The organism is Paenibacillus sp. JCM 18996 (assembly GCF_055392555.1).
On sequence record NZ_AP043884.1, the window covers coordinates 3,745,244 to 3,768,545 of the forward strand.

Below are 23,302 nucleotides of genomic sequence, written 5' to 3' on the forward strand. Positions count from 1 at the left end.
TATCATAAGAACCATTTCACAATCATTTTCCCGACGAAAACTATCACACACATATCTTGGATCCTTCCATAAAAAATAGTTCAAACGCATTCTTCTGCCGCAATTGGGGCACGTAATGGATTGAGGCAGTTCATGGACAGGTCCGTCATAGTTTATCATGGGCTGTGATCCCTCCTTTAAATGGTTTTGACAATCTATAAAGAGGCGCTCGCTAAGGTTTCTATTTTTATACTACAGCAGTTTTATTGCACTTACTGTCGAATTTGGTCTGATAATTTCAATGAATTCTTTTGTTCATAATTAACGAAACTGGCTGCCGGGTACCTGAGAAAATAGTCGGCAAATAAAAAAACGGAAAAAAAGTATATGACTTATATTGTCGAAAAAGGTCGGGAATGGCTAAATTTTTATTGTTTTTTAATGCGTTTCTAATTATCAGGCTTTATAATAGACAGTGTGCGGTCTTATCAATTAAATCTAGCGCAATCAGGCAAGCAAGGAGTGTTAAGTATGAAAAAGAAAGCTGTAACCATCGTTTTGGCGCTGATGCTTTCGTTAAATGCTTCAATAGGGATGGCAGCCGCAGCTGCAGGCCAGGGCAGCGCATCCTCCACTACGCCTACAACCACGTCAAGAACCGGGACATTTTCCACAGGCGGGAGCTCAAGTACGCACAGTACTCCACCCAGCCACTCGTCAACGGGCGGATTCAGCGGCGGCTCGAGCAGTTCCACTGCTCCCGGTTCAAGCAATTCAAGCAGCTCGGGCGCTCAAAGTCCATCGGCCGGCAGCAGTAACAGTTCAAACGGCCCAGCCGTAAATTCAAGCGGTTCGTCCGGGTTCAGCGGAGGCGCTTCGAATAAGTCTACGGTTCCTAGTGCGCCAAGCTCAAACAGTTCGATCACAAAGAACGGAACGACATACAGCACGGGCACCCAGAGACCGTCGTCAAATGTACAGAATGGAAGCACTACGAATCCCGCCACCGGAAGAAGCTATTACGGCGGCAGCACTTACTCCGAGGCAGTTCCTAACGGTAAAAAGCCAAGCAGCTTCTGGCCTGTAGCTGGCGCATTTGCCGCAGGGACATTTTTAGGCTCGATGCTGCATCCGCAGGGCGGTTATTTCCCGGCTGCGGGAGGCGGTTATGTCCATCAGCCTTTTTCCATTATGCCTTTATTGATAGATATTGGCATACTGATTTTCGTTATCTGGATAGGTTCACTGCTGTTTAAATCACTGAGAGGACGACGGGGATGAGAATACAATTTGACGAGCAGGACCTGATTGATTCGGTGTGTGTGGCGGTCGCGGCGAGGGCAAACCGGGGAAATGTAGAAGGCAGCGAGCCGAATCGGGTAACTGACATTAAGTTATTTTTTGATCAGGATAAAGGTTTTTCGGCGAGAAGCCGGCTAAATTACCAGGAATACTTTCTGAATCAGCAAGAACTCATCGATGCGGCAGCATTGTATCTGTCTTCTTACTATTCGTTTAATTCGAACAGATTGCTGATTAACTTATCGTGGGATGAAAGCACAAAACAATTCAGCGGAGACATCATTGTAGAAAGATAAGCGGCACACTTGCCCGTCTAGCCCACACAAAGGGAGAGGCGGGCTTTTTTTGCATTACTCATACTGCCTTTAAAAGAATGAACCCTACTGCGGGGCGCCGGTTGCTGTTGACATTGTTTGCTTATAGGGATATTTTTCCATTTTGTATAGCGGCGCGGGATCAGGTATTATTAAATCAAAACTGCGCAGGCGGAATTCGGAAATAGGGGATGTTGGAATTGAAATTGGAAAAACTGCCCGTTCTCGCAATCGTCGTTCCTTGCTACAACGAGGAAGAGGTACTGTCCGAGACGGTAGTCCGCCTCACCGGCATGCTGGAACGGCTTATTCTTGATAAGCTCGCCGCCGGCAGCAGCTACGTCCTGTTCGTGGATGACGGCAGCCGCGATAAAACGTGGAACCTGATCGAGTCGTTCCATCGAACGCATGCGCACGTCGCCGGCTTGAAGCTCGCCCGCAACGCGGGGCACCAGAGCGCGCTGCTCGCCGGGCTGAACTCCGCGAGAAGCTCTTGCGACTGCGCCATTTCCATCGATGCTGATCTGCAGGACGACCCGAATGTGATCCGCGACTTCATGACCAAATATCATGAAGGCTATGATATCGTGTATGGGGTGCGGCAAAGCCGGGAGAAAGACACGTGGTTCAAGCGGTTCACGGCACAGGTATTTTATAAAATGCTGCTGAAGATGGGCGGCAAGATCGAATACAATCATGCGGATTTCCGGCTTATGAGCAGGCGAGCGCTGGATGAGCTGGCCAATTTCAAAGAAGTGAACGTGTTCCTCCGTGGAATCGTACCGATGATTGGTTTCAAGACGACTCGGGTGTATTACGACCGGCACGAACGGTTCGCGGGCGAGTCCAAATACCCGCTGAAAAAAATGCTCGCCTTTGCATGGGATGGCATTACCTCGCTCAGCGTGACGCCGATCCGGCTCGTGTCCGCAGCCGGCTTCGTCTTGTTCTTCATCAGCATTGTGGCGGGATTGTACGCCATCGGCCAGAAGCTTGCCGGCAACACAGTAGCCGGGTGGGCGTCGCTGATGGTGTCGGTCTGGTTCATCGGAGGCATTCAATTGATCGGCATGGGACTGATCGGAGAATATATCGGTAAAATCTACAAAGAGGTGAAGCACCGTCCGCTGTATATTGTCGAAACCAAACTTCGGGCTTCGGCGGCGCCGTCCGCCGCACAGGTTACTCAAGGGAGGGAAGGAGCATGACGGCTTTGTGGAACCATTCGTTCGTCCGCTTCCTGCTCGTCGGTATCGTCAATACGATTGTCGGCTTGTCTATTATCTATGTTCTCTTGAATGGAGCGGGGATCGGATATTGGCCGGCCACTCTTATCGGCAACGGTATTGGAGCCGCTGTCAGCTATATGCTGAACCGGTCGTTCACATTTGGCTCCCGTACGCAGGTGAGACGGAGCTTGTGGAAATTTTTTGCGGTTGTTGCAGTGTGTTACTTTTTCTCTTATGCGATCGGACTTGGTCTTTCCCATCTGGTGCTTGCCGTCGCCGGCCGCGATGGCGCGTATTGGGCGCATAATGCAGCTGTATTGTTCGGTACAGGCTTATATACGGTCAGCAACTACTTAGGCCATAAATATTTTACATTCCGGCAGGTTCCGGTTCCTTTACAGGCAGGGGAAACGAATGAAATTTAAACGGCATCTCGAATTATGGACAATTGTTGCTGTCTGTGCGGTCGCCATCTACGTACTGATGGCGCGTCCTATCGCGGGCATCGCCGACAACGGCGATTTTTTGAGAATCATGAAGTCCGCAGGACTGGGTTACCTTAATCCTTCGATGAGCGATGAAGACAGATATTTCGGCTATATGACCCGGGAATTCAAGCTGGTTCCGATCGAAATCGGCGGCTATGCGTCAACGCAGCTCTTTCTTGTCCTTATGGCCGCACTGCTTAACAAGCTGCTGTACAGTACGACCGTGTTCGACATCCGGTTTATGGCAGCCGTCTATACCGTCTTATTGTGTACGGCGCTTTATTTAATTGTACGTTATAACAAAACGCGTTCCACCGGGTACAATGTCATCCTCGCCACAGTGGTTGTCTTCATATTCGCCGACATCGGCTATATCGGGTACTTCAATACTCTGTTCGGCGAGCCGGTGTCTTATGTATTTTTGCTGCTTACCGTGGCTCTAGGCATTGCGCTTATACGGCGGGAGCGGATATCTTTGACGATGCTCATATTGTTTTTTGTGTGCGCCATTTTTCTGGTAGGGTCGAAGATCCAGAACGCGCCTGTTGGCGTGCTCGCCGCGCTGCTGGGCTTTCGCTTCTTGAATTTCAGCAGGGAAAGGGCATGGCGCCGGACGGTCATCGGTTTTTCCGTGTTTTTGCTGCTCGGCTCGGCTGCAATGTACCTGTTTGCTCCCAAGGAGCTGAAGGAAATCAACATGTATCAAACGGTGTTCTACGGGGTGCTTAAGGACTCCCCAACCCCCGCGCAGGACCTCAAGGAGCTCGGTTTGCCCCCGGAGCTGGCGGTTTTACAGAATACGAATTTTTTCACGCCGGATACACCGATCCCGCAGCGAGACCCGCTGCTCTACGAGAAGTTTTACAATAAAATGAGCCATGCCAAAATTGCCGTCTTCTACATGAAGCATCCGGCACGGCTGCTGGGCAAGCTGGAGGTAGCGGCACAGAACGGAATGACGATCCGCCCCTATTACCTTGGCACTTATGAAAAAGCTGAAGGGCAGCCGCGAGGCGCCGTCTCGGGCAAGTTCGGCCTGTGGAGCGAATGGAAGCATAACCGGCTGCCGAATACATTTTGGTTCATCTTCGTTTTTTATTTGCTTTATTATTCCGTGCTCATTTGTGAGCATATTTGGGCGGACAGCCTGCGTCCAAAGGTGTTTGCGGAGCTCTTCGCCTGGATTGGGTTGATCGGCGCCGTTTCGTTTGTAATTCCGGTCATCGGTGACGGAGAGGCCGATATGGCCAAGCACTTGTTCCTGTTTAACGTCTGCTTCGACATGATGCTGGCAGCCGCGCTCCTATGGCTCGTACGTAAGGTCATGCACCTCGGGCGACACTGATCGGCGAGATAGCCAGCACGAAAAGAAACATTCATTCTGCACATACAAGAGATATTCCTCTGGATAACAAATACGCATGTTGCGAAAAGAGGTGGCAGAGCTGCTCAAAGTCATGGCGAATCAAAAAGCGGTGTTTGCCTGATAAAGGAGCAAAATACCTCTTAACCGCGGCCGCCTTAGAACCGCGGCCGCTTTATAAATCTTGGGACAAACGTACCATATCCACAACTTGTATGCCGTTCTCGAATATCTGTTCACTGTAATGCCTCAGGAAGAAGCCCCGGTCAATACCGGTCATTCTAAACCCGCATTTTTGATAAAGGGCCAGCTGTCCCACACTTGAATTGCCGGTGCCCACTTCGATCGTTTTATAACCGAGCAGCCTCGCATTGTCAACCGCATGGTTCACCAACCGTTTCCCTATCCCTTTGCCTTGATGCTTCTCATCAACCGCTATATTTACTAACTCAATTGTCTCAGACCGTGTCGGCAGCAACACATAGACACCTACAATGCCTTCATCCGCTTTGGCGACAAAGCACTGACCCCTGGCGATATATTCTTCAACCAGTTTCCGGGAAGGATCGGCCAGCAGAAGCAATTCCATCGGAGGACGCTCATCCGGACCTGGCTTTCGTATTTCCATGCTTCACTCTCCTGACGAGAAACAGTATCTTTTCCTACATTCGGCAAGCTGATGGATGACTCCTCTAAAAGGCGGAAATTTGCTGCTTTATTATCCGCGCATAACGGATTTTTTTTCTTTGCATGATCATTAACCTATAAGGCGGCAGCGGAATAAGATGAATTATAAATATTTCTCTTTACATGCATCAGAAAATTAAATAAAATAAGAAATATACCCGATAGGAATAGTGCGGATTAAAGAAGTGGGGAATACGACATGACGATTAGCATCGTAGCTATGGGTTTCTTCGTTGGCTTCATGGTTGGTTTAACGGGAGTGGGAGGGGCTGCCTTATTGACCCCCATACTGCTTATGATCGGTATCAATCCTTCCATCGCGGTTGGAACAGACCTGCTCTATAACTCGGTCACGAAATTGTTTGGCACGATCCAGCATTGGCGGCAAAAAACGATTGATTTTCGGCTGGTAAAATACTTGGCGTTCGGCAGTGTCCCTGGCGCAGTAGCGTCTATTGTGCTATTGCATCTATTCAATTCAGTTTATGCCAATCAAGAACAAATCATTAAACATGCACTCGGCTATGTCCTGATTATTGTGTCTCTCGCTACGCTGGTCAAAATCGTAATCGACCAGAAATACAATGCCGAGAGCTTCAAGACGAAATCACTGGGTGACAGTAAAGGCTTCACAATCGCTATTGGTGCAGTACTTGGTTTTATCGTGGGTCTTACCTCCATTGGCTCGGGTTCTTTATTCGCTTTAGTGATGCTTTATTTTTTTCGTATGAAGGCTTCGCAGCTCGTGGGAACGGATATCGCGCACGCCTTTCTGCTGGTTACAGCAGCCGGGATTATGCACGCAAGCTTTGGCAACGTCAATTATATGCTGGCCATAAATCTGCTGCTTGGCTCAGTGCCTGGCGTCCTGTTGGGAAGCACTTTATCGTCAAAAGCTTCGACCAAGATTTTACGTACTATTATAGCAAGCCTGATATTGATCAGCGGTTTGAAGCTTATTTAATGGTGGAAGTCAAATTCCCTTTAAAATCAAGAAAAAACGAATGCTGCGGCGGCAAGCACTCGTTTTTTTTTTCGGGGATTCCGTTATGCATTTTCAAATAGGACGCACATCTCTTCCAATGCTTCGAGATCGTCGTTTCCTATCGTTTTGATTGTTATGGCGGTGCCTTTGTGAATAATTTGCAATAAAAGCCCAAGCAAGCTCTTAACGTCGATTTGAACCGACTCATCGTATAAATAAACATAAATATTCGATTGAAAAATAGCCGCTTTCTGGGATATCGTTTTTAATCTTTCCAGCGACAAGTCGTTTTTTACAAGTATCCGATGTACTCTCATAACCCATCACCTTCATCCGATAGTCTTTATACAATAGCTTATTCGGATGCGGGTTTCAATAGGTTTATATACTTATTTTTATCGTCAGATGAATGCCGAACAAGACCATAAAAATCCCCTTCCGGCAACAGGGTCGCTCCATCCCGAGAGGATGAACGATGCCTCAGCAACCGTAAGGGGATTCTTTTAATTAGTTCCATTCATACTGATGGATTGGCAGCCTGCGTTCACTTCCCACTATTCGTTTCTGCGCTGACGGGCCCGTTCTTCTCCGCCCTTTTCCCCGATTTCCCGGTAAAATTCTTTGTCGTGGGACTTGGAAGTGGCTTCTCCGCCCTTATGGCCTATCTCCTGATAAAATTCCTTGTCATGGTTTCTTGCAGTAGCCTCTCCTCCCTTACGTCCAGCTTCTTCACGGCTCATTTTGTTCTGCTTGTTGTCCGCCATTGAAATCACTCCTTGTAAGTTATTGGTGATGCCCAAAATTCTTTTACCCTTGTCCTTTCAGAATAAAACAATCTATTGGACCGGATGGAAAAATTTTGCCGTCGCAGTCTGTCCTCACCGTGCGAATATTTCAGTCATCACCGGCCTTTTTTTCTATTGCGTGACTGCTTAAGAAAATGGTAAGGTGGTTGGGGCAGGCGAACACTTTCCTCTTAAAATAACACTGGTGGTGGGATTATGATGCAACTGATCAGGCAAATTCTTCGGCTGGCGATTCCATCGATTGCGACTTTTTCATCTATGACCTTTACGGGTCTGCTCGTCCTGATGATAGTTGGCAAATTGGGGGCTGCGGCAATAGCTGTGGTAGGAATTACGAATATTTTGATGTACAACATATGGGCGTTGTTTTCAGGCATCCAGGGAGCCATTAACTATTTGGTCGCTCAGAATCACGGCTCGAACAATATGAGACTGGGCAATCAGCGCATGCAAATCGCACTTATCGCATCAGCCATACTGGCCCTTCTTGAATTCGGTTCGAGTTTTGCGTTTCCCCATTTTATTCTGCAGGCCATGGGATCCAACGAAACGATTCTCAGCCTGGGAACCCCTCACGTCCAGGTGCGCATGTTCGCTTTAATGTTCAGCATCATTAACATTGTGTTCTTTGCCTATATGCGGGCCACAGGCGATACGCGGACACCGATGAACATTGCGTTGATCAGCAACGCTTTGGTTGTGCTTTTTACCTATCTGCTATGCTACGGGAAGTTCGGCTTTCCGGATATGGGACTGCAAGGAGCGGCATGGAGTTTGGTGATCGCGGAAGGCATCGGATTGCTGCTGAATCTTCTCGTGTACTTCCGGTTCATGAACGAAGCTTATTTGACGCGTACATGGGTGCCGATTGAACTGCCTCAAGTTCGGCTGGTCCTTTTTGAAAGTGTGAAGCTGAGCATAACGGAACTTTCCAACAGTATAGGGATGCTGGTATTCACAAGCTGTATCACCCGACTAGGGACTGCAGCCATTGCCGCCAACGAAATCGCGCTGAATATTCTCTCCTTCGGGTTTATGCCCTCCAATGGATTTGGTGCCGCTTCTACCGTCGGAATCGGCCAGGAAATCGGCAAAGGGCGGCCGCTGGAAGCCAAACGCTTCGGTTTGGTGACGGTGTATCTAGGGGTGGGATTTATGGCGCTGTTCTCGGTCTTTTTGTTTCTGTTTGCCTTGCCGGTTGCGAAACTGTATACGACAGAAACCGCCGTTTACATGACGGCCATTTCACTCATTCATCTGGCTTCGTTCATTCAATTGTTCAGCGGAGCGGGCATTATTTTTGCCGGCGGCTTACGGGGCGTAGGGGATACAACATTCTTGTCGCGGACGGCGCTGTTGTTCAATTGGGTTTTGTTTATCCCATGCACGGTTCTGTTCACACAAGTCTACCAGTTCGGACAGTATGGGGCATGGAGCGCGTTATGCAGTTTAATCGTCTTGACCGGTCTAGCCAACGGGTGGCGGTATTTATCCCTGAAGTGGACATCCGTCAGGGATAAGTCGACGCGTGTAACCGGGCGGGAATCGCTCAATGCTTGATGGGAGATGGAGCAGGAAAAAGCACAGTCCATTGGGATCGTGCTTTTTTTCAATGTTATCGGGGCGCTATTGCCGAGGCTGATCCATTTGCGAGATTTTATTGCGGGTTGGAATATTTTGTGATAAAGTTAACGGTGTACATATTAACACTGTTAATGTGACATTTTTTATAGAAAGGAGATATGGAATGGATTACAGGAAGACAGAGAGAAGAACAACAATAAGCAAAAAAGATATCCTGCTCGCGGCAACCGCGCTGTTTTTGAGTGAAGGGTACGAGAATGTGTCGATGAGAAAAATAGCCGGCAAAGTCAAATGTTCACCGACCAACCTGTACAATCACTTTAAAAATAAAGAAGAAATCCTTCTGATGCTGCTACAGGACGGTTACTCTATTTTTCTCAAATATCTGTTGGAAGCGGTAAATCGGCATGTTGATGAAACGAGCTCGATCAAGCTGAGAGCTGCTATGAAAGCGTACGTTCAGTTCGGACTCGACAATTCCGGTTACTACAAGCTGATGTTTATCGACAATTTAGAGCATTACGACAGAGTACTAACAGGAGAGAGCGACCGGATGAAGGGCTTTAAGGTTTTGGTCGAGCTAATACGCGAAGCCGTCCCTTCCAAGCTGATTGCAAGCCATGGGGAACTGGCGATAAGCCAATCGGTGTGGGCTGCGCTGCATGGGATTACTTCTTTGTTGAACATGTTTCCCGCTTTTGAATGGACGGACAGTGAGGCTTTAATCGATTTTCATTTGGATGCTTGCTTGAGAGGACTGGAGCTATGATTTTTTTGGCTTTTGGTTAACAGTGTTAACATTACATGGCATAGGGGAGGCTTGAAAATGAAAAAAGGGTTGCATGTCATATTCGGCACGGGTGCATTAGGAAAAGCGGTGATGGAGGAGCTGGTGGAACAGGGTGTGAGCGTACGAATGGCCAACAGGAGCGGAATCGCCGATGTTCAGCCGGGAGTGGAGCTGGTGAGCTGTGATGCCGGCGAGGTGGAGCAGGTGATGCGTATATGTAAAGATGCGGATGTCGTGTATAATTGCACAGGGCTGCCGTACAGGGAGTGGAACCGGCTTCCTGATATGATGAATGGGCTGATCGAAGGGGTAAGCCGGACAAATGCTGCTCTGGTGTATGGAGACAACCTGTATGCGTATGGCCCTGTCCAAGGCAAAATCAGCGAGAGCACGGCCTGCCGCCCGGTAGGCCGGAAGACGACGGTGAGAGCGCAAGCGGCAAATTTGTTGATGGATGCGCACAAGCAAGGCAAGGTTCGTGCGGCAATCGGGAGGGGATCGGATTTTTACGGACCTGGCGTTACGCTGTCTATATTGGGTTCCATGGTATTTTACAATCTGATCGCCAATAAACCGGTACAAGCGCTGGGCAACATCAATATGCCTCATTCGCTCATTTATATCAGGGATTTTGCCCGCGGTCTGGTTATGCTTGGAGAGAAGGAACGCGCGTTAGGAGAAATATGGCATATTCCATGCGATCAACCTTCCAGTATAAGGGAGCTTACCGGGATGATCGCCGCTCTTCTGGGAAAAACGCCTAAGTACCGGGTTGCTAATAAGATGATCCTTGACCTTATGGGTCTGTTCAGTGCTGAGATGAGAGAATTTCAAGAGATTTTTTACCAGCATAACCAGCCGTTCGTGGTGGATGACACTAAATACAGAAATGCGTTCGGCTCTAACGTCACTCCGCACGAGGAAGCGATCCGAACTACGCTCGACTGGTATTTGAACGGCAAGAAATCAGCAAATAATTAGACTTGATGAAAGCGTTATGCGCGAGCGGCTGCGTCATTGCTCTTGCCGGATGGGTAATAATTGCCGGGCTTAATAATAGAATGAAGCAGAAGACATGTCTTTTAGTGACATAAAACATAGCGAAAGAGGGATGAAGAGAACAGTGGAAATTGGGGGATCTGCCATTGCGGTGTTGGGAATCGGCACGGCCCTGCCGTCTCACCGCTTTACTCAGGAAGAGGCTTCGGACAGGTTAGCGGAGGCGCTGGGGGAAAACTCGCATGCCGGACGATGGGCGAAGAGAATATTCAGGCAGTGCGGTGTACAGAGCCGTTACACCTGTGAGCCGAATGTGACAGAGCCCTCCGGACGGAACCGGTATCTGCCTTCCACGCCTGATGACGAAGTTCCGACGACAGCAGAGCGGATGGAAGTGTATAGGCGCTGCTCCGTTCCCCTTGCTTTGGATGCGGCCGAGAAAGCGCTTCAGGACAGTGGAATCAGCGGCTCCGATATCACCCATCTGATTACGGTCAGCTGTACGGGGTTATTTCAGCCCGGCCTGGATATCTCGCTTATAGGGCAGCTTGGATTGGAATCCGATCTTACCCGCATTCCCCTTACGTTCCTGGGATGCGCCGCCGGATTGACAGCTGTGCGCATGGCCAAGGAGATTGTGGAACAGACACCGTCTGCGCATGTGCTGATTTGCTGCGTCGAATTATGTACTCTGCACATTCAGAATTCGGGCGAACGGGAGGATCTATTTGCGGCGGCATTTTTTGGGGATGGAGCTTCGGCCTGCGTTGTAGGGACACGAGGAGCTAACCGCAAAGGATGGTTCGCTTTAGGCAGCCATCGCACGGTGATCCTGCCGGATTCCACTGATGACATGGTATGGAGAATCGGCAATCATGGTTTTCAGCTGTACCTTTCCCCGCGTATTCCTGCTTTGATCGGAGAAAGCGTTCCAGCCGAAGTAAGGACTTTGCTGGACGGGGAGTCTTTGCCTGATCTGTGGGCGATCCATCCGGGAGGACGGGGAATTATCGATGCGCTTCAAACGATCTTTGGCCTATCGGATGATCAGACCCGCGCAAGCCGGTCCGTTCTGAGGGAATACGGGAATCTTTCCTCGGCGACGATCCTGTTTGTTCTTCAAGAGATGAGGGCTGAGCTCGAGCGGCAGACGAGCGGTCCCAAGGCAGGGATGGCGCTGGCTTTCGGACCGGGCATGCATGCGGAGCTTCTGCGCATTCAGTATATTCCGGCTGTGCGGATGCAGCAAGACGCATCAGGTGAGGTTTATGTTTAACTGGTTGGGGCAGCGGGCGGAAGCGAAGGAATTAATGGACGATTTCTCCATAGGGGGAGCTGATCTCAGGGAAGCGCTGAGGCATCTTCGGAGGCTGAACCGCATTTTTGCGGCGGCTGGTCCGACTGTCTTTGGCGTAGAAAAATTGTGGACCCAGGCGGGGAAGCCTCAGGAGTTATCCCTCCTTGACATTGGCGGCGGCTCGGGGGATGTCAACCGGAGTTTACTGCAGTGGGCGGAAAAGAATAACCTGGACTTGACGATTACTATAGCTGACCTTACGGAAGAAGCATGCGAAGAAGCAAGGTTGTTATTTCAAAAGGAGAAGCGCGTGCGAGTCATCCGATGCGATTTGTTTGAGCTTCCGGAAGGCTGCGCGGATTTGGTTACGGCCACTCAATTTATTCACCATTTTTCGGATGAGGAGCTGCCCCGGGCAGTAAGGGCTATGCTGCATGCTTCCCGGATGGGCATTGTGATTAACGATATCCATCGGCACTGGATTGCCTGGATGGCCGTTTGGATTGCCGCCCATAGCATCTCGCCAAACCGGTACATACGGCACGACGGTCCTTTGTCGGTGGCCAAAGGTTTTACTTCGTCGGATTGGGAGGAATTGAGAGGGAAGTTTGACGACTGCGAATTGTTTTATTGGTGGAGGCCGCTGTTCCGGTATGTGGTGACCGCCAGCAAGTGAACAACATTTTATAGGGCGCAGGGCCTATGGGGCGGTTATAATGAAGCGACATCTTCATGATGCGGTAATCCTTGGTGCAGGTATTGCTGGCGGAAGCATGGCTCATTTTATGGCGGCAAAAGGGTGGGAGACCGTTCTGGTTGATCATAAAGCTTTTCCGCGTCATAAAGTTTGCGGGGAGTTCCTTTCCCCGGAATCCCAGGCCAGCCTGGGTGCGCTTGGTTTGGATAAGGTGGTAGGTTCGCTTCAGCCTATAGAAATAGGGGCGGCCCGATTAATTATGCCCGGGGGAGCTTCTTTGGAAATTCCGCTGCCCGGGAAGGCTCTTGGTATAAGCAGATATTCTCTTGACATCGCCCTGCACCAGGCAGTGAAAACGATGGGGGGCGCTGTACACACCGGATTAACGGTTACCTCGGTGACACCGACGGACCGTGGATTCATGGTGGATTCGCAGCATAAGCAGGAACGAAAAATATGGGAAGCGAGAACAGTAATTGGCGCATGGGGGCGAACTCCGCGAGCCGGATTGACTGCCTCTGCCGCGCCCGCACCAAGTGAGGGATATGTCGGGATTAAATCGCATTTTGAAGGTGTAAAGCCGGAGCCTGTGGTTGAGCTATATTTTTTTCCCGGAGGCTATGTGGGGGTGTCGCCTATTGACGAGGAACGGGTGAACGTCGCTGCCCTCGTAACAAGAAAGGCATTTCTCGATGCCGGGAAAACGGTGAAAGGGGTGCTGGAGAGGGCTTCCTTATTCAATTCGGCGTACCGGGGCAGAATGGCGGACGGCCGTCCGATTCCGGGTAGTCAGGCGGCAGTTGCCCCTGTACTCACGACCCGCTCGGTGAATGCGTGGGATCTGATTCCGCATATCGGAGATGCGGCATCGGTCATTCCGCCGCTTTGCGGCGACGGTATGGCCATGGCCCTGCGATCCGTTGAACTATGCGGGCCGCTTGCGGACAGCTATCTGCGGGGAGCCATGGGACTCGCGGGCTGGCGGCAGGAGTATACGAGGGCTTTGCGCCGCGAATTTACAGGTCCGCTGCGATGGGGGAGCGTTCTTCAATCGCTGCTTGGCAGTCCGGCGGCATCTCCGATTTTGCTGCATCTGGGACGCCTTATGCCGGGTCTGGCTTTTCGTCTGCTGCAGGCCACGAGACTTCCGGCCTCCAAATCCATCCGGCCGTAAGGGACGATGTCTCTGTTCATTAAGCAGCCGATGAAGTATAATAGTCGCTAAACAAAGACGACTTGCAAGGGAAGGTGACCACAATGGAAATAAAATATTGTATGTCGTGCGGAGGTGCCCTGGAGACCCGCGATATCGGCGGCGGCTTGAGACATGCATGCTCCGAATGCGCCTTTGTCCACTGGGGGAATTACAGCGTCGGTGTCGGGGCCCTCGTCGTAAAAGACGGGAAAATGCTGCTGGTGCGCAGAGCGCAGGAACCGGGCAAAGGATACTGGACTAATCCCGGCGGATATATTGAGCAGCTGGAACTGATCCATGAAACGATAGAAAGGGAAGTGTTGGAGGAAGCCGGCGTTCAGGCTGCGGTGAAAAGCATAGTGGCCGTCCGGGATCAGCCTAGGCATATACATAACGTGTACATTGCCTTCGCCATGGAATATTTGGGCGGCGAGCCCAAGCCGGATGGAGAGGAAGTGGACGCAGCGGGTTTTTACAGCCTCGAGGAGATGGAGCAGATGAATGTGGCCGGTTTTACCCGGTGGCTCGTTGACATTGCCATGCAATCCCAAAACGCGGCTGGGCTGTCGGAAGATAAAGAGCCAATCGTCCCTCTCCCAGGAAACGGACTATACCGGATATAGACAAGCAGACAAAAGATCCGCAGTGCGCGGGTCTTTTTTGTAAGCGCATTAAAAAGGGGGAATATCGAGTGGTTATATTCAATAACGAACCACTTAAAAATTTGCTGAAAGGATGGATAGAGTAATTTTAATTAAAAACTTCTGACGAATGTATGGGTTTTTCTATTGGAGCCAGATTGTTAGCAGAACACCAACGTTGCAAATATCAATGGAGGGAAAAACATTATGAAAATCATTGTTACCAGTATATTCGTTCAAGATCAAGACAAGGCATTGGAGTTTTATACAGAAACGCTGGGCTTTGTAAAAAAGCATGACGTTCCCGTCGGAGAATTTAGGTGGATAACGCTTGTTTCTCCCGATGAGCAAGACGGTACAGAACTTTTACTCGAACCGAATGACCATCCTGCCGCCAAAGAGTATCAAAAGAAGATATTTGCCGATGGCATCCCAGCAACAATGTTTGGCGTTGCAGATATTAATAAAGAGTACAAACGATTATTGGAAAACGGCGTGAATTTTACTATGGAGCCGACAAAAATGGGCGACCTTACAATAGCTGTCTTCGACGATACATGCGGCAACCTTATTCAGATTGTGCAGAAGTAACTTTATGACGATATCTCGGTACTTAAAAGAAAAAAAGGAGTTGAAGTAACCGATATTTCAGATGCTGGCCATGGTAGTTTTGAATTTTGGGATCCCTAGGGTAACAAGCTACACACAATCGAGTTGAGGAAAATGAGGAAGGCGAATTAGTTTTAGTCATTTTAGCCGGAACTAGGGAAAATTTCTATGAAGAGCTAAAACGTTTACCCAAGGCCGCCGAAGGGTGGCTTTTCTCATGCTGGTTACTTGACATATTCGCAAAGCCAGGGATTTTTTTGTTTTAATCTGCAGAAACTTGGCTGTCTTTCCTGCTGTTATCCGAGCTGTCCCGCCCTATCCATAAAAAGCATGTAATCAAGATGAACGCAATCAGCGCCAAAAAAGGAATAGTAATAAATCCGAACCAATCCAGGTAATCCGTATTGCAAGGCACACCCGAGGTACAAGGCAGCAGCTCGGCCAGCCCCGGGATTTTTTGCTCGGCGTAATGGTACAGCGAGAATAATCCGCCGATGATGCTCAAAGGTAGCACATAGCCGGCCTGACGGCGGTCGTTCTTGTAGCTCGCGATGCCCAGCAGGATCACTTCGGGATACATGAAAATGCGCTGAAACCAGCAAAGCTTGCAGGGGATATACCCCAATATTTCGCTAAGATACAGGCTTCCTCCAGTGGCGGCAAGGGAAACGACCCAAGCCAAATAAAGCGCGTAAGGCTTCAACAGGGCTCGAAAATCGTCAGTCCTCATCTATTTCCCACCTTTTTGAGCGGATTCGATCTCTTTCTTCAGGGCATCGTAATTAAATATATCATCAAACTTTTTGCCGTTTATAAAAAGGGTCGGAGTGCCGGACAAGTTGTTCTTTTTCGCGATGGCATTATGCTCGTCCACTTCATTCTGATACGTCCTCGACACGATATCCTGCTGAAGCTTCGCGTAATCCACCTTGATGTTTTCCTTCTGGGCAAGGCTGGTGAGAAAATCCGGAGTAGCCCATTCGACCTTCTCATTCCCTTGGTTCCTGTAAACCGCCTCATAAAATGCCCAGTAGGCGTCGTTGCTCTGATGGTAAATCGACTGCCCGGCAAGTGCCGCCGTATTGGAATCCGGACCGATAATCGTAAAGTTCATAAAGTGCATGGAGGCCGCTCCGGTGTCGATAAAGTCCTTCTTCAGCCTCGGTTCGATTTGCTGGGCGAAATATTGGCAGGATGGGCATTTGTAATCCCCGAACTCGATGATTTTGACCGGGGCATTGGCGTTTCCCAGGACGGGAAGCTTGCCGTAATCAAATTGGGCGGTGGAGGACGGCCTGAACGCTATGGCCAGAACGACGATAACCGCAATAACTGCGAGAGTCGACCAGGTCAGTGTTCGTATGCGTCTCTGCTGCCTTTCCTTCTCCAGTTTGCGGAGGATTTTCGGCTTCTCCTTAGATGGCGTTTTGTTCAAAATGATCCCCGTCCTTCATATGATTTCAATCCACACATCCGCAAAGGATGCGGCGAAAAATCTGCATGGATTAATTATATTAATATTTCCTGTCTATAACAAATAAAAATGTATCCCCAGCAGAGCAGCCGAAAGCACAGCGCCAAATCCCACGGCAGCTGCGTCGATACGGTTCATCCGCGGGTACGAGGAGTTGCGGCCCAGAGGCTTGAGCCTGTACCCTCTCGCTTCCATAGCAAGGGCCGTGTCCTCGGCATTTTTCATCATGGATAAAAGCAACGGAACAAGGAAGATATGAACCTCCCGCCACCGGATCGATCCTTTTTTGACGTGCGATTTTCCGCGAGCTCGGACCACAAGAGACATTTTCTCCATTTCCCGCTGCAGCATGGGGATAAATTTAAGCAGCAGCGACGCGGAGAAAGTAACGGCGGCGACCGGAATCCTGAATCTTTCAAGGAAGGAGAAAGCCTGTTCCATGCCCATCTGCATAGATCTTCCGTTCGTGGTTGAGGCAAATAGGGAACCCAGAATCATGACCAGCAGGAAAAGGATTAATTGTTTAAAAGTTTGGACCGCCGGCAGAAAAGAAAAAGAGACAGAGTCTGCAACCGATGAATTCCCGTCAAAATTAAACCTAAGCCCCGATATCAAGGTCGAAAGCAGAAGGAAATACACAAAAGGGCGCGTTTTTGCAAGTATGCGGTATGGCGAACCGGTTAATCTTACGAGACCTAAAGTAACAACGGCGGCGAGCAGGAGGCCGACCCAATGCTCCTGCATCAGAATGCCGGCGGAAACCATTATGTAGAACAGCCATTTGGAGATCGGATGCAGCTTTTCAATGAGCGTCAGCGGCTTTGTCGGCGTGTGCGCGGAGAAAGAAGGTTGCCCTGCCGGCATGGGCGCAGACGAAGACGGCTGCTCCGTCGGCGCGGACGCGGACAAAAACGGCCTCGCCGCCGGCTTGCAATGGTCCGCCGTACAGACGGCTGCCAACTCTTTTCCGGCTTCCGGCTCACGGTCTCCCGCAGGCCTGTTGACGCAACGGGCTATAGCGTCCGCCGTTTCGGCGGGCGACAGGGGGACGCCGTTCAGCCTGACGCCGTGCTCCAGTAGCGACATATAAATCTGTATATTCGTGGACAAGCCCACACTCGCCCGCAGCAGAAGTTCGGGGCTCTGGCAGAGCTCCCTTGGCGTGGTATCCGCCGCAATCTTCCCGTTGTCCAGAAGGATGACGCGGTCGGCGAGAGGGAGGAACGTGTCCAGGTCATGGCTGGCAATGATGACTCCGCCTTCAAGCTTGCTTAACGTGATGGCTTCGGTCAGCGGCTTTATTGCTTGGGGATCGATCCCCGCAGTCGGTTCATCCAGCAGCAGCCATTCCGGTTTTACCGCCAGTGTAGTCGCTAAGGCCACTCTCCGTTTCATTCCGTCAGACAAAGTCAGCGCGGACTCATTTACAATCGATTCGGGAAGGTGGAGCCGGTGGAGCGCTTCCCGCATACGGGCGTTCATTTCGTGTGCGGATAATCGGTAAGGGCGCAGCGAATACCTGAATTCCTTTGAAATATTCTCCGCAAAAAGCTGGCGCTCAGGATACTGGAACACGATTCCCGTCTTTAATCCAACCTTGCTCTCTATCCTGCTGCCATTCCATAAAGAAATTCCATCATATTCGATGCAGCCTGAGCCAAGAGGAATAAGCCCCCCCAATGCGCTGAGAAAGGTGGTTTTTCCGGCACCTGTACGTCCTATCAGCAGTGTCAGCGTACCCTTTTCGAATGTACATCGGATATTCTCAAGCAGCGGAGAAACGGCATCTGATCCGCTGAATACGGAAACCTGGTTCACACGTATCGTCATAATGCGCTCACAGCCTTGCCAAGTTCCGCCGGAGTTAAGGGCAGCGGGCTCAGCATGAATCCCTGTCGAAGCAAATCGCAAGCGGCCTGCACGGTAAAAGGCGGAATAAAGCCGAGCTCCGTACAGAAACCAGGTTCTTTCCCTGACCCTCCGTAAAAGAAATCCCGATTCGTCCCGTCAAACACGATGCTTCCGTCCCGAACAGCCACAACCCGTTCGCACCAGGCGAGTTCATCGAGCAGCTGGGTGATCCACACAATGGTCTTTCCTTCCCGGTGCAGCTCCCGGACCAGACGGAGAATGACCTCGCGGGACAGGGGATCCAGCATGGAGGTCGCCTCGTCAAAAACAAGCACGGACGGATTGACCGCCAGAACGCCGGCTATCGCCAGCAGTTGCTTTTGGCCTCCGGAAAGCTGGGCAGCAGGCACTTCTTTGAAGGAAGCGAGCCCTACTTTCCGCAAAGCTTCTCCCGCACACGCATGCATAAGGGACGCTTCCACACCGTAATTTTCCATACCGAAGATGACGTCTTCGTATACCGTCTCTCCGATGATCTGCGCTTCCGGATTTTGAAAAATGAGCTGTGCAGCCGGCTGCGCAGGCGAACTGTATGCCACCGTGCCGGACGACACCGGAAAAAGATTGGCCAGCACCTTCGCCAAGGTGCTTTTGCCGCTGCCGTTCGCTCCGACAATAGCAGTCCACTCGTTCCGCTGAACAGTCAAATCCACATCCTTGAGGATCGTCTTCGTGCCGTCGAAAGCGTCAATGGAGCAGCTGACACGGCCAAGCGTTATGGCGGGAGAATTTATCATTTTCATATAGGCAGGCACCTTTTCAACAGCGAAATTTTGTGATAACATCCAATTGTTAACCAGTTAATCAGTAATTAGGTTAACAAAAGAGAGGGGAAATTTCAATGTATAAAATGTTTTCCGTGAGGGGCCTTGTGTTCAGCACGCTGTTCAGCGCCCTGCTCGTAGTATCCAGCTTTTTTAACATTCATTTGGGCTTCACCCCGATTCCGCTCTCGCTGCAAAATCTGGTTGTTATGCTGGCCGGGTCGGTTCTGGGAGCGGTATACGGGTTTTTCAGCGTGGCATTGGTGGTAGTGTTAACCGCGTTGGGGATTCCCCTTCTGCACGGAAGCGGCGGAATGTCCCTGATTCTCGGGCCGACAGGCGGATTTATCTGGGCATATCCTTTTGCGGCACTGCTCATCGGTTTCTTTGTAAGCCGTGTAAAAGGCAGGGGGGTACTGACTTTCCTGTATACTTTTGTCGTGCTTGAGCTATTCGGGTCCCTGCTCCTGTATGTCACCGGAGTGCCTTGGCTTGCACATGTCGCCAAGATCTCTATCGACAAGGCTCTTGTCCTCGGATGTTATCCGTATTTGCCGGGCGACGCGCTGAAAGCGGTCCTTGCGGCGCTCATTGCACTTCCCGTAAGACGGGTGTTTCCCGTTGCCAGAATGACAGGCGCCAAGCGTTACATAGAACAGTAAGAGCAGCTTGCCCGCCACCTTCTAAGAACAAGTTGATTTTCCTTTATGATATAGGTAATCGGAAAATAATACACCTTTTCGGAACAAAGAAATGAATATATAATGTAAGCGTATTCAATTTTCCGAAAGGGTGATCCAATGAAGTTGAAAGCGAAATTACCGTTGGCGTTATTGACTGCAATCATGGCTGTGTTTCCTTTGTTGCAAGCGTGCAGTAAAGACGGGGGGCAATCGGCATCTTCTGATGGGAAAGCATCTAAGTCGGAACAAAAAATAAAACTGAAATGGTCAACCTGGGGAAATCCCGGAGAATTGACGAGGTTCCAGGAATTTACAAAAGAATATAACTCCAGGCATCCCAAAGTTGAGTTTGAATTAATCCCGATCCCGAGCGACTATGAGCAAAAAATATTGACCCAGCTCAGCGGAGGGACGGCTCCGGATCTGTTTTATTCCGGTCTGGAGACGATGAGCAAGCTGATTGAAAACCAAACGATTGCAGAATTAACGCCGCTCATGAAAAGCCCGGACAGTAAAATCAGGGAAAGCGATTTCTTTGAAGGGTTGTGGGGACCGGCCAAAAAAGACGGAAAAGTGTATGGAGCGACCGTCGACTGTAATCCCAACATTATCTGGTACAATAAGAAGCTGCTGATGGATGCCGGAATTGCCGAAATGCCTGCTGACCTGTACGAAAAGGGGCAGTGGAACTGGAATACATTTAAAGGAATGATTGAAAAACTGCGCGCGAGCGGCAAGCACGGATTGGTGCTTGATAGCGCCTGGAACCGGTATTACAGCTGGGTGACCAGCAACGGCGGACAAATTTACAATGACAAGGGAGAATGGATCGGCGATAAAGACAGTAAATTCGTAGAAGCTTTTCAATTTCTATATGATAACGTAAAAGCGAAAAATATTACGTTCGGCGGAACACTTCCGAAAGGGCAAGGCGCAGACGCGATGTTTATGTCCAACCAGGTTGGATTTGTAGCTGCCGGCCGCTGGTATCTGCCGATCTTCAAGCAAAATAAGGATCTTCAGTATGATATTGTTCCTTACCCGACGAATACTGGCAAAAAGATTGAACCTGCCGCTGTCTCTACAGCATATATGGTTCTTAACAAGAATACGAAGTATCCGAACGAAGCATACCAATTCCTCAGCGAATTCGTTTCGAAGGAAGGACAAATCTTCCGTCTGCAGGGCGGAGGAAACGCGGTTCCTTCCGTTGCCAATGCCGATCAGGTGGTGTTGGAAGGCAATCTGCCCCAGCATGCCAAATATTTTTTGGACGCCCGTGAGGTGGGTTACGCGCTGACGCCAATGGAATCGGGAATTCCGGGTTTGACCAAAATTATCACAGATGAGTTGGAAGCACTTTGGTTAAAGGACGGCAAGCTGGACGAAACGTTGAAGACCATTAATGTGAAGGCAAACCAGAAGATTGCCGAATATAAGAAAGGCAAGTAAATTAATAATCGGATCACCGGAAAAATGAAGGAAGGATACCATACAGTTATGGTATCCTTCCTTTCATTCAGAGTTAAGCAAGCATATATCCGAGGGCAGGCGGTTTTAAGGAAGCCGTTTTCCTCTGGAAGCGATATAGAGGGAGTACCATTCTTCGCGCGAAAGCTCCACCTGCAGAGCCTCCGCACAGGCGCGGATCCTCTCGGGACGGGAGGTTCCAATGACGGGCTGGATGCCGGCGGGATGACGCATAAGCCATGCCAGCACAATAGCTTCCGGCGATACAGCCTTCTGTGCGGCCATGTCCCGGACGAGCTCCGCGGTCTGCCGAACGTTCGCGGGTTGGTCGTCCAGGTTCACGCTTCCGGTGTGGATGCCTTTGGCGAGCGGGCCCCAGGCCTGGATCTGTACGTTCTCCTTCCGGCAGTACTCCAAAGTGCCGTGCGGAAAGCTTACACTGGTGCCGGCGGCCTGGTTCACCGATATGACGGAGTCAACCCAATCGAGCTTGGCGAGACTCAGCTCCAGCTGGTTTACGAGCAGCGGCTCGTCCAGATGGGCCTGCAGGAACTTCATTTGCTCCGCGCTCATGTTGGACACGCCGAAGCCTTTTACTTTGCCGGCCCGCTTCAATTTCCCGAATGCTTCCGCCACTTCTTCAGGCTCCATAAGCGGATCCGGACGGTGAAGCAGCAGGATGTCGATATACTCGACGCCCAGTCTGCCAAGTATGCCATCGACGCTGGAGAGGATATGATCTTTGGAGAAGTCGAATGAGTTCTGGCGTATTCCGCATTTGGATTGAATGATCATCCGTTCCCGGAGCTCGGGACGTTCCTGCAGCACTTTGCCGAATGCCTGCTCAGCCCTCCCGCGGGCATAAATGTCCGCATGGTCAAACATGTTGATTCCCGCAGATAGAGCGGCTTCGACCGCCGCATGGGCGTTTGTGACATCTTCCGCGTTAAGGACGTGGCCGGGGTCCCAACCGCCGCCAAGGCCCATGCATCCCATAACCAGGCGGCTGGCGGGGACTCCGTGCTTTTGCAGATATAGCGCTTTGTTTTCCATTTAATTACACCTCTGTTTCGTACTATGAATGGACAATTCCAACGTTTATTTTACCATATCCGTGCAGGGGAGGGAATTTTGGTTAGCGGGCCTTTCTTCTTTTTTACCGTCCGGCAGCATACTGTAGGTAGTAGCGATTTGACTGCTTGCGTTGCTTCCATTTGCTTGCACCTACGCAGTCCCGGCAGGAGGAACGCCATGTTCAAGACGCGCAGGTGGAGGAGCAAACCTTCGGTTCGCACGAGCAGGAAGCGGAAAATTTTTTTAGCGTTGTTTATCCTGATGCTGTTTTGCTTGCAATTTTTTATCTTCATAGAAAAAAACATCAAGCCGCCCCTGATGAATCTGGCCAAAATCAGATCGAAGCAGATCGCCACCGAGTTTATCAGGGACGCCATCACGGAGCGGATTTCTCAGAACACGAATTTCGACAAGCTGATCGATTGGCGCACGGACAGTACGGGCAAGGTAAAAGGGCTGATGATCAATTACGCGGAGCATACGAGGATTACCGCCGACACGATCGATGTGACCCGGAGGCTGCTGCACGGATTGAAGGAAACGAAGGAGTATATCCCGCTCGGCCAAGCTATGAACAGCCCTATTCTGGCGTCCTTCGGCCCGCACATTCCGATCAGGCTGATTCCTGCCGGTGACGTTAATGTAGATCTGAAAACCAGGTCACAGAACAACGGGATCAATATGGTTGTGGTGGAGGTGTACGTTAAAATTGTAGCCGCCGTCACTGTCATCGTGCCTTTCGACTCGGAGACGGAAATTGTGGAGACGGAGCTTCCGCTCTCTTACTCGCTGATTGTGGGCGACGTGCCTATGTACTATTTTGACAATAAGGGAAATCCCGTCGGCTCGGCTTCCGGAGCCCCTCCGTCCGGCAGTGTGCCCAATCTTCCTTTTACGCCTTCCGCAGGCGCCGGCGGCTTGACGGATTCCGCAAGCAAACCGGAGGCAAAGCATTAGAAAC

At 50.4% G+C, this 23,302-nt stretch carries 24 protein-coding genes and 2 pseudogenes; 18 read left to right on the top strand and 8 right to left on the bottom strand.

Features of this window, described 5'->3' with window-relative positions; genetic code table 11:
• Positions 1–510: 510 nt before the first annotated feature.
• The 5 genes from ACZ5N7_RS18520 to wsfD all read left to right on the top strand — a co-directional run bounded on the left by ACZ5N7_RS18520 (position 511) and on the right by wsfD (position 4,657).
• Positions 511–1,260: a hypothetical protein gene (locus ACZ5N7_RS18520; protein WP_464656070.1), complete on the top strand. Its 750-nt coding sequence runs from the start codon at positions 511–513 to the stop codon at positions 1,258–1,260.
• Positions 1,257–1,577: a DUF2653 family protein gene (locus ACZ5N7_RS18525; protein WP_464656071.1), complete on the top strand. Its 321-nt coding sequence runs from the start codon at positions 1,257–1,259 to the stop codon at positions 1,575–1,577. Before ACZ5N7_RS18520 ends, ACZ5N7_RS18525 begins: the two co-directional genes overlap by 4 nt.
• Before the next feature lie 224 nt (positions 1,578–1,801).
• Positions 1,802–2,803 (top strand): glycosyltransferase family 2 protein, encoded by a 1,002-nt coding sequence (locus ACZ5N7_RS18530; protein WP_464659350.1) that lies wholly within the window; start codon positions 1,802–1,804, stop codon positions 2,801–2,803.
• Positions 2,800–3,249: a GtrA family protein gene (locus ACZ5N7_RS18535; protein WP_464656072.1), complete on the top strand. Its 450-nt coding sequence runs from the start codon at positions 2,800–2,802 to the stop codon at positions 3,247–3,249. The genes ACZ5N7_RS18530 and ACZ5N7_RS18535 overlap by 4 nt, the downstream gene beginning before the upstream one ends.
• A complete protein-coding gene (gene wsfD / locus ACZ5N7_RS18540; RefSeq protein WP_464656073.1) occupies positions 3,239–4,657 on the top strand; it encodes a glycan biosynthesis hexose transferase WsfD in 1,419 nt (472 codons plus the stop codon). Before ACZ5N7_RS18535 ends, wsfD begins: the two co-directional genes overlap by 11 nt.
• Positions 4,658–4,850: 193 nt before the next feature.
• Here wsfD and ACZ5N7_RS18545 read toward each other — a convergent pair whose 3' ends face one another.
• Complete coding sequence (locus tag ACZ5N7_RS18545; protein WP_464656074.1) at positions 4,851–5,303, bottom strand: GNAT family N-acetyltransferase; 453 nt, start codon at positions 5,301–5,303, stop codon at positions 4,851–4,853.
• Positions 5,304–5,561: 258 nt separating this feature from the next.
• Here ACZ5N7_RS18545 and ACZ5N7_RS18550 point away from each other — a divergent pair, with 258 nt between their 5' ends.
• Positions 5,562–6,326 carry a sulfite exporter TauE/SafE family protein gene (locus tag ACZ5N7_RS18550; RefSeq protein ID WP_464656075.1) on the top strand — a complete coding sequence of 255 codons (765 nt, stop codon included), beginning with the start codon at positions 5,562–5,564 and terminating at the stop codon, positions 6,324–6,326.
• An 83-nt stretch (positions 6,327–6,409) separates the two neighbouring features.
• Here the strand turns inward: ACZ5N7_RS18550 and ACZ5N7_RS18555 are convergent, their stop codons facing one another.
• On the bottom strand, positions 6,410–6,664 hold the full coding sequence (locus ACZ5N7_RS18555; protein WP_464656076.1) for an HPr family phosphocarrier protein: 255 nt from the start codon (positions 6,662–6,664) through the stop codon (positions 6,410–6,412).
• A gap of 240 nt (positions 6,665–6,904) precedes the next feature.
• Positions 6,905–7,111: pseudogene (locus tag ACZ5N7_RS18560) on the bottom strand (KGG domain-containing protein); the annotation flags it as partial.
• Between the two features lie 237 nt (positions 7,112–7,348).
• Between ACZ5N7_RS18560 and ACZ5N7_RS18565 the strand changes: the two are divergent.
• From ACZ5N7_RS18565 to ACZ5N7_RS18605, 9 genes and pseudogenes are all read left to right on the top strand, one after another.
• The gene (locus ACZ5N7_RS18565) at positions 7,349–8,713 is read left to right on the top strand and encodes an MATE family efflux transporter (RefSeq protein WP_464656077.1); all 1,365 of its coding nucleotides are present in this window, start codon (positions 7,349–7,351) and stop codon (positions 8,711–8,713) included.
• Positions 8,714–8,900: 187 nt separating this feature from the next.
• On the top strand, positions 8,901–9,506 hold the full coding sequence (locus ACZ5N7_RS18570) for a TetR/AcrR family transcriptional regulator (RefSeq protein ID WP_464656078.1): 606 nt from the start codon (positions 8,901–8,903) through the stop codon (positions 9,504–9,506).
• A gap of 57 nt (positions 9,507–9,563) precedes the next feature.
• On the top strand, positions 9,564–10,508 hold the full coding sequence (locus ACZ5N7_RS18575; protein WP_464656079.1) for an NAD-dependent epimerase/dehydratase family protein: 945 nt from the start codon (positions 9,564–9,566) through the stop codon (positions 10,506–10,508).
• Between the two features lie 130 nt (positions 10,509–10,638).
• On the top strand, positions 10,639–11,802 hold the full coding sequence (locus ACZ5N7_RS18580; RefSeq protein ID WP_464656080.1) for a type III polyketide synthase: 1,164 nt from the start codon (positions 10,639–10,641) through the stop codon (positions 11,800–11,802).
• Positions 11,795–12,499 (top strand): methyltransferase domain-containing protein, encoded by a 705-nt coding sequence (locus tag ACZ5N7_RS18585; protein WP_464656081.1) that lies wholly within the window; start codon positions 11,795–11,797, stop codon positions 12,497–12,499. Before ACZ5N7_RS18580 ends, ACZ5N7_RS18585 begins: the two co-directional genes overlap by 8 nt.
• Positions 12,500–12,539: 40 nt before the next feature.
• Positions 12,540–13,694 (top strand): NAD(P)/FAD-dependent oxidoreductase, encoded by a 1,155-nt coding sequence (locus tag ACZ5N7_RS18590; protein WP_464656082.1) that lies wholly within the window; start codon positions 12,540–12,542, stop codon positions 13,692–13,694.
• Between the two features lie 83 nt (positions 13,695–13,777).
• Entirely contained in the window at positions 13,778–14,338 is a 561-nt protein-coding gene (locus ACZ5N7_RS18595; protein WP_464656083.1) for an NUDIX domain-containing protein, read from the top strand.
• Positions 14,339–14,391: 53 nt separating this feature from the next.
• Positions 14,392–14,463, top strand: a pseudogene (locus ACZ5N7_RS18600) (transcriptional regulator); the annotation flags it as partial.
• Positions 14,464–14,563: 100 nt separating this feature from the next.
• Positions 14,564–14,947 (top strand): VOC family protein, encoded by a 384-nt coding sequence (locus ACZ5N7_RS18605; protein ID WP_464656084.1) that lies wholly within the window; start codon positions 14,564–14,566, stop codon positions 14,945–14,947.
• Positions 14,948–15,227: 280 nt separating this feature from the next.
• On the opposite strand, the gene ACZ5N7_RS18610 is transcribed toward ACZ5N7_RS18605, so the two are convergent.
• The 4 genes from ACZ5N7_RS18610 to ACZ5N7_RS18625 all read right to left on the bottom strand — a co-directional run bounded on the left by ACZ5N7_RS18610 (position 15,228) and on the right by ACZ5N7_RS18625 (position 19,093).
• Entirely contained in the window at positions 15,228–15,695 is a 468-nt protein-coding gene (locus ACZ5N7_RS18610; RefSeq protein WP_464656085.1) for a disulfide oxidoreductase, read from the bottom strand.
• A complete protein-coding gene (locus ACZ5N7_RS18615) occupies positions 15,696–16,400 on the bottom strand; it encodes a DsbA family protein (RefSeq protein ID WP_464656086.1) in 705 nt (234 codons plus the stop codon). It abuts the gene before it with no gap.
• Positions 16,401–16,493: 93 nt separating this feature from the next.
• Positions 16,494–18,269 carry an ATP-binding cassette domain-containing protein gene (locus ACZ5N7_RS18620; protein ID WP_464656087.1) on the bottom strand — a complete coding sequence of 592 codons (1,776 nt, stop codon included), beginning with the start codon at positions 18,267–18,269 and terminating at the stop codon, positions 16,494–16,496.
• On the bottom strand, positions 18,266–19,093 hold the full coding sequence (locus tag ACZ5N7_RS18625; RefSeq protein ID WP_464656088.1) for an ATP-binding cassette domain-containing protein: 828 nt from the start codon (positions 19,091–19,093) through the stop codon (positions 18,266–18,268). Before ACZ5N7_RS18625 ends, ACZ5N7_RS18620 begins: the two co-directional genes overlap by 4 nt.
• Before the next feature lie 98 nt (positions 19,094–19,191).
• Between ACZ5N7_RS18625 and ACZ5N7_RS18630 the strand changes: the two genes are divergently transcribed.
• Together ACZ5N7_RS18630 and ACZ5N7_RS18635 are read left to right on the top strand one after the other, a co-directional pair.
• Positions 19,192–19,776 carry a biotin transporter BioY gene (locus ACZ5N7_RS18630; protein ID WP_464656089.1) on the top strand — a complete coding sequence of 195 codons (585 nt, stop codon included), beginning with the start codon at positions 19,192–19,194 and terminating at the stop codon, positions 19,774–19,776.
• Positions 19,777–19,914: 138 nt separating this feature from the next.
• Positions 19,915–21,249 (top strand): ABC transporter substrate-binding protein, encoded by a 1,335-nt coding sequence (locus ACZ5N7_RS18635; RefSeq protein ID WP_464656090.1) that lies wholly within the window; start codon positions 19,915–19,917, stop codon positions 21,247–21,249.
• A 105-nt stretch (positions 21,250–21,354) separates the two neighbouring features.
• Here the strand turns inward: ACZ5N7_RS18635 and ACZ5N7_RS18640 are convergent, their stop codons facing one another.
• Positions 21,355–22,320 carry an aldo/keto reductase gene (locus ACZ5N7_RS18640; protein WP_464656091.1) on the bottom strand — a complete coding sequence of 322 codons (966 nt, stop codon included), beginning with the start codon at positions 22,318–22,320 and terminating at the stop codon, positions 21,355–21,357.
• 198 nt (positions 22,321–22,518) lie between these two features.
• On the opposite strand from ACZ5N7_RS18640, the gene yunB reads away from it, so the two are divergent.
• Positions 22,519–23,298 carry a sporulation protein YunB gene (gene yunB, locus ACZ5N7_RS18645; protein WP_464656092.1) on the top strand — a complete coding sequence of 260 codons (780 nt, stop codon included), beginning with the start codon at positions 22,519–22,521 and terminating at the stop codon, positions 23,296–23,298.
• The last annotated feature ends 4 nt before the right edge of the window (positions 23,299–23,302 follow it).